The organism is Nonomuraea sp. NPDC049784 (genome assembly GCF_040659615.1).
Lineage (GTDB): Bacteria > Actinomycetota > Actinomycetes > Streptosporangiales > Streptosporangiaceae > Nonomuraea.
In genome coordinates this window covers 1-5262 of the sequence record NZ_JBFAMX010000675.1, presented here as the reverse complement: position 1 = coordinate 5262, position 5262 = coordinate 1, and the positions used below count along the sequence as shown (strand labels likewise).

The window sequence follows — 5262 nt, the reverse complement described above, 5'->3', positions numbered from 1 at the left end:
CGCGCCGGTGAGCACCTGGTCGGCCACGAGCCGCTGCAGCGGGGCCGCCTCCGGGTTGGAGGTGCGGGCCAGCACGAACACGCCCGCGTCGTTGGCCACGGCCGAGGTGATCGCCCCCTCCAGCGACCCGAACCCGAGGTACGGGCTCAGCGTCACGGCGTCGACGGCCAGCGGGCTGCCCCGGTCGAGGTAGGCCTCGGCGTAGGCGGCCATCGTGCTGTCGATGTCGCCCCGCTTGACGTCGAGCAGCACCAGCGTGCCGGCCTCGCGCAGGTCGGCGATGGTGCGTTCCAGCACGGCGATGCCGCGGCTGCCCCAGCGCTCGAAGAAGGCCGACTGCGGCTTGACCACGGCCGCCACGTCGCTCACGGCGTCGGCCACCGTGCGGCTGAAGCGCTCGAGACCGGCGGGCGAGTCGTCGAGCCCCCAGGCGTGGAGCAGGGCCGGGCTCGGATCTATGCCCACACAGAGCGGTCCGCACTCGTCGAGCCTGGCGCGCAGGCGTGTTCCGAACGACTCGTTCATCCTCCGCAGCCTAGCTCCCGGCGGCCATGGCCAGGAATGTTTACTGCGGCGATGATATGAACAGGTGTCTTCCAGGAGTGGCCTTGGGGGTAGATCAGCTTACATGTACGAGATCGCCCAACGGGTGCTGGTGCTGCGTACCGATCCGCCGCGCGATGTCACCGTCACCGTCGGCGTGCCTTATGAGGAGCCGACGGGAGACTGGTCGTGCCCGTACCGGATCGACGGGCTTGACGGGTGGGAGCACGAGCGGAAGGTCACCGGGTTCGACTCGCTCGAGGCGATCGAGCTGGCGCTGGTCATGGTGCGGGCCGCGCTGGCCGGCTCGCACGAGGCGAAGGAGGGACTGCTGCACTGGGAGGACGTGCCGGAGCAGCGCCCGCAGACGGTGTACATGAGCTGGGACAAGATCCGCGATGTCGCCTATATCGCGATGAAGCACGAAATAGTGCCTGACGAGGTGGCAAATCAGGTCGCGGCGGAAGACGTCGTGCTGGACTTCGGCGACTCCGGGCAGCTCCTGGGCCTGGAGCTGCCGAACGCGTCGACACGGCTCCCGTCCGAGATGCGGATCTGACAGGGCTCTCCTCAGACCGGAATAATCTGCACCGTGAGCACCATGACTCTCCCGCGTATCGTGGCCACCGACCTCGACGGCACCCTTCTCAACTCATCCGGCGCCATCACACCCCGCACCAGGAAAGCACTCCAGCGCGCCCGCGCGGCCGGAGCCGAGATCGTCTTCGTCACCGCCAGAGCGCCGCGCGGCATCCGCGAGATCGCCGGCCAGGCGGGCGTCTCGGGCACCGCGATCTGCAGCAACGGCGCGATCGTGTACGACCTGGCCACCGACGAGATCACCGCCAGCCACCTCCTGGACCGGGCGGCGGCCAGGCGCGTCGCGGAGACCCTGTCCGAGGCCCTGCCCGGCGTCGGCCTGGCCGTCGAGACGGGCAGAAACCTGCTCACCGAGGCCGCCTACACCCGGCGCATCGAGCACGACCTGGCGTACTACCGCGAGGTGAGCTCCGTCTTCGACGGCGACGAGCCCATCGTCAAGTTGCTCGCCCTGTCGCCCGGCCACACGGCGGACGAGATGTTCACGGCCGTGATCGCGGCGATCGAGGGCCAGGCCGAGGTCACGCACTCCGGCGTGGACGGGCTCCTCGAGATCAGCGCTTCCGGGGTGACGAAGGCCGGCACGCTCGACGTGCTCTGCCGGGAGTGGGGGATCGAGCCCGGCGAGGTGGTGGCGTTCGGCGACATGCCGAACGACCTGGCCGTGCTCACCTACGCCGGCGCCGGGTACGCCATGGCCAACGCGCACCACCTGGTGCTGGCGGCGACCGAGCGCCGGACGCTGTCCAACGACGAGGACGGGGTGGCCGCCGTGCTCGAGGACCTCTACGGTTGACGCGCCCCTTCCCCTTGGTGCCCGCCCGCCGGTGAGCAGGGTCAGCCCGCCTGCGATGACGGCGGCGGCGATGATCCGGCGTGTGGTGCTTCCCAACGGCCCTGAGCGGCCATGACCTCGTCGGCGTGGTCGAACGCCCAGGCCCCGAACGCCTCGATCGGGCCGAGGAGGGTGCGGCCGAGGCCGGTCAGCTCGTACTCGACGCGGGGAGGGGTCTCGGCGTAGACGTGGCGCGAGACCAGGCCATTGAACTCCAGGCGGCGCAGCGTCTCGGTGAGGACCTTGGTGCTGATGCCGCCGATCTCCTCGCGCAGCCGTCCCGGGCGGCGGGGGCCGTGGCGCAGCGCCCAGATGACGACCGCGTTCCAGGTGTTGGCCAGCAGGTCGAAGGCCAGCCTTGCCTGGCAGTCGGCGATGAACAAGGGGGCCTCCATTAGGCACCGAATGGTGCGTGACGTCCTCTCTACAGTCCTTTTACCAGTTCACCTGAGAGAGGACGGACATGCGTATCGGAATTCTGGGAGCGGGCGGGATGGCGGACGCCCTGGGCACGCAGTGGGCTCGGGCGGGCCATGAGGTGATGATCAGCGGGCGGGATCTCTCGGCGGGGGAGGCCCGGGCCGCGAACATGACCGCGCAGGCGGATGGGGCGGTCGTGCGCGCCGGGAGCTGGGCGGAGGCGGCGGAGTTCGGGGAGGTCGCGATGGTGGCCGTCAGGCAGGCGGGGCTCGTCGGCGTGCTCCGGGCCGTCGGTACGGCGCTGCGCGGCAAGCCCGTCATCGACGTCGCCAACGCCGAAGGGCCCTACGACCCCACGCGCCCGATCGCCCCGATGATTCGCGATCTCACGGGAGGTCATGTGGTGAAGGCGTTCAACCTGTGCCACGTGGACGTCTGGCGGATGACGCCTCCCGTCTTCGACGGCCGGCCGCTGGCCGTGCCGCTGTGCGGTGACGACCCGGCGGCCCTGGCGGCCGGGCGCACGCTGGTCGCCGACCTCGGCTGCACGCCCGTGGACGGCGGCGGGCTCGAGCGGGCCATGCTGCTGGAGGCGACGGCCGCGTTCATGATCGGGCTCTGGTTCGGCGGCGCCGACGCCCAGGCCGTCCTTCCGCCGCTGTCCCATTCGGGCGTCTCGTAGTCGGGACGTACGACTGGCGGCGTATCGGGGATGACGACGACCGGCGGATGCCCCGGGCGGCCTCCCGGCAAGATCCTGGAGACCTTCACACAAGGTCAAAGGAGAAGTCCAGTGGTAACCCAGGTCGCCAAGGGGAGCGGGTATGTGACCGCGTTCAAGGCCGTCGTCGTGCTCAACACGCTGTCCGTGCTGGTCCAGGCCGTGACGGCCGGGCAGCTGATGAGCGGGGGAGGGGCGACCGCGCACGGCACAGGGGCGCTCGCCGTGCACGTTCTGGGGCTGGCGCAGCTCGTCACCGCGGTCCTGTTGTGGCGCCCGGGCCGCGGCGCGGGCTGGCCCGCGCTGGTCAGCCTGGCGGTGCTGCTGCTCGGCTTCGCCCAGTCCGCCTTGGGCGGCTCGGGCGTGCTGGCGGTGCACGTCCCGCTCGCCATGGCACTCTTCGGTCTCAGCGTCTGGCTCCTCGTCTGGGCCTGGCGCCGCTGACCCCACCGCCCGCCCACGACCAGCCTGCCCGCCCCTGCGCCCACCGATGGCGACGCTCGGGCGCGTCGAGGTTCGGCCCGTGCAGAGGGGTCAGGTGGGGTGGCGGGCCAGGTGGTCGGCGTGGCGGATCGGGTCCGGGAGGCGGTAGCGGGGGGCGAGGCTGAGGGCCTGGTCCGTGGCCGTGTCCAGGGAGATGCGATGGCCCTGGGAGACGTACACCGGCTTGACGCCCCGCTGCGTGCGCAGCGCGCGGCCCACGACGGCGCCTTCGTGGACGATCGGCGACCACTCGCCCCGCTCCGGCCCGGGCATGTCATGCGTGCCTACGAAGGGTGTCTTGCCCACGCCGAGCGCCGGGAGGCCGGTCAGGACACCCAGGTGGCAGGCCAGGCCGAAGCCGCGCGGATGCGCCAGCCCGTACCCGTCGCAGACCAGCAGGTCGGGCGTGACGGTGAGCCGTTCGAGCGCCTCCACCAGGGCGGGCAGCTCGCGGAAGGCGAACAGGCCGGGCACGTACGGGAACGCCACCTTGCCCTCGACCACCACCTCCTCCACCGTTGCCAGCGTGCCGGCGGCGAGCACGACCACGGCGGCCGTCAGCGAGTCGCCCCGGTAATGCACGTCCAGGCCCGCCACCAGGGAGAAGGTGGTGGGTCCCGTGAGCTCGACGTGTCCGCGGAGCCGGTCCTGGATGGACTCCGCCTCGGCGACGGTGGCCGGCCACGGGTGAAGCTGCTTAACCTGCACCCGGCTAAGGTATGCCCCTTTCGTTCGGCACGCAGTTCGTCATCTCCAGCCCCGTGACGTCGCGTCTGTAGGGTCGGGATCATGAGTGAAGTGCTGGTGGTCGTCGGTCCCGGCGTGGTGGCCGACGCCGGGCTGCTCGCCGAGATCGCCACGCGCGAGTTCACCGCCCTCGGCGTCTCCGGCACGCTCGTCTACGCTCGCGACGCCGGCCACATCCTGTCCCTGGTGAACGGCGTGGCTTCGGCGGTCGTGCTGCCCGGACCTTCCGACGAGGTGCGCGCGCTGATCGGGCGGTCGCTCGGGGTGGTCTGGGTGGACGTCGAGCGCGCCGACGGGGTGGTGGCGGGCCCCGGCGCCGCGCACCTCCATGGGCGTGGCGTCAGCGGGCTGGCCTGGGGGATCCGCCACGCCGTGCACCGGGTACGGCACCCGTCCCGGCGCATCGCGTACGGGCCGCTGCCGGACCAGTGGGGCGAGCTGTACCTGCCGGGCGGGGAGGAGGGCGAGCGGGCGCCGGTCGCGGTGCTCATCCACGGTGGGTACTGGCGGTCGATCTGGGCGGCCGACCTCATGGAGCCGCTCTGCGTCGACCTGGCCGGGCGCGGGCTCGCGGTGTGGAACCTCGAATACCGGCGCCCCGACCTGCACGGCTGGCACGCGACCACGGCGGACGTGGCGGCAGGGCTGGCCGCCCTCACGACCTCCGGCCCCGTCGGCCGGGATGCCCCGCCGGAGTCCGGGCCCGTCGGCCGTGACGTCGCGCCCGGGCTCGCCGACGTCGCGGCCTCCCTGGACCTCGGCAGGGTCGTCGTGGTGGGGCACTCGGCGGGCGCCCAGCTCGCCCTGCGCGCCGCGGCGGACCGTGCGCTGGCGGCGGGGCAGGGCGACACTCCGTCAGGTGCCGCGGGGGCGCGGATCGAGCTGGCGGTCTCGCTGGCAGGCGTGCTCGACC

Annotated in this window: 8 protein-coding genes; 5 read left to right on the top strand and 3 right to left on the bottom strand. The window is 72.1% G+C overall.

Annotation, left to right across the window (positions count from 1 at the left end):
• A partial coding sequence (gene pyrF / locus AB0J09_RS55475) for an orotidine-5'-phosphate decarboxylase (protein WP_360710462.1) occupies positions 1-525 on the bottom strand: 525 nt, incomplete at its 3' end.
• A gap of 103 nt (positions 526-628) precedes the next feature.
• On the opposite strand from pyrF, the gene AB0J09_RS55470 reads away from it, so the two are divergent.
• Both AB0J09_RS55470 and AB0J09_RS55465 read left to right on the top strand, forming a co-directional pair.
• Entirely contained in the window at positions 629-1102 is a 474-nt protein-coding gene (locus AB0J09_RS55470) for a DUF2283 domain-containing protein (RefSeq protein WP_360710461.1), read from the top strand.
• A gap of 42 nt (positions 1103-1144) precedes the next feature.
• A complete protein-coding gene (locus AB0J09_RS55465; RefSeq protein WP_360710460.1) occupies positions 1145-1939 on the top strand; it encodes an HAD family hydrolase in 795 nt (264 codons plus the stop codon).
• Positions 1940-1980: 41 nt separating this feature from the next.
• On the opposite strand, the gene AB0J09_RS55460 is transcribed toward AB0J09_RS55465, so the two are convergent.
• Positions 1981-2361, bottom strand: a complete 381-nt coding sequence (locus AB0J09_RS55460) for a helix-turn-helix domain-containing protein (protein WP_360710458.1) — start codon at positions 2359-2361, stop codon at positions 1981-1983.
• Positions 2362-2441: 80 nt separating this feature from the next.
• Here AB0J09_RS55460 and AB0J09_RS55455 point away from each other — a divergent pair, with 80 nt between their 5' ends.
• Together AB0J09_RS55455 and AB0J09_RS55450 are read left to right on the top strand one after the other, a co-directional pair.
• Complete coding sequence (locus AB0J09_RS55455) at positions 2442-3080, top strand: NAD(P)-binding domain-containing protein (protein ID WP_360710456.1); 639 nt, start codon at positions 2442-2444, stop codon at positions 3078-3080.
• A 111-nt stretch (positions 3081-3191) separates the two neighbouring features.
• Positions 3192-3563, top strand: a complete 372-nt coding sequence (locus tag AB0J09_RS55450; protein ID WP_360710454.1) for a hypothetical protein — start codon at positions 3192-3194, stop codon at positions 3561-3563.
• A 90-nt stretch (positions 3564-3653) separates the two neighbouring features.
• Here the strand turns inward: AB0J09_RS55450 and AB0J09_RS55445 are convergent, their stop codons facing one another.
• A complete protein-coding gene (locus tag AB0J09_RS55445; RefSeq protein WP_360710453.1) occupies positions 3654-4310 on the bottom strand; it encodes an endonuclease V in 657 nt (218 codons plus the stop codon).
• An 81-nt stretch (positions 4311-4391) separates the two neighbouring features.
• Here AB0J09_RS55445 and AB0J09_RS55440 point away from each other — a divergent pair.
• Positions 4392-5262 (top strand): alpha/beta hydrolase fold domain-containing protein (locus tag AB0J09_RS55440; RefSeq protein ID WP_360710451.1); only part of this gene is annotated, 871 nt, incomplete at its 3' end.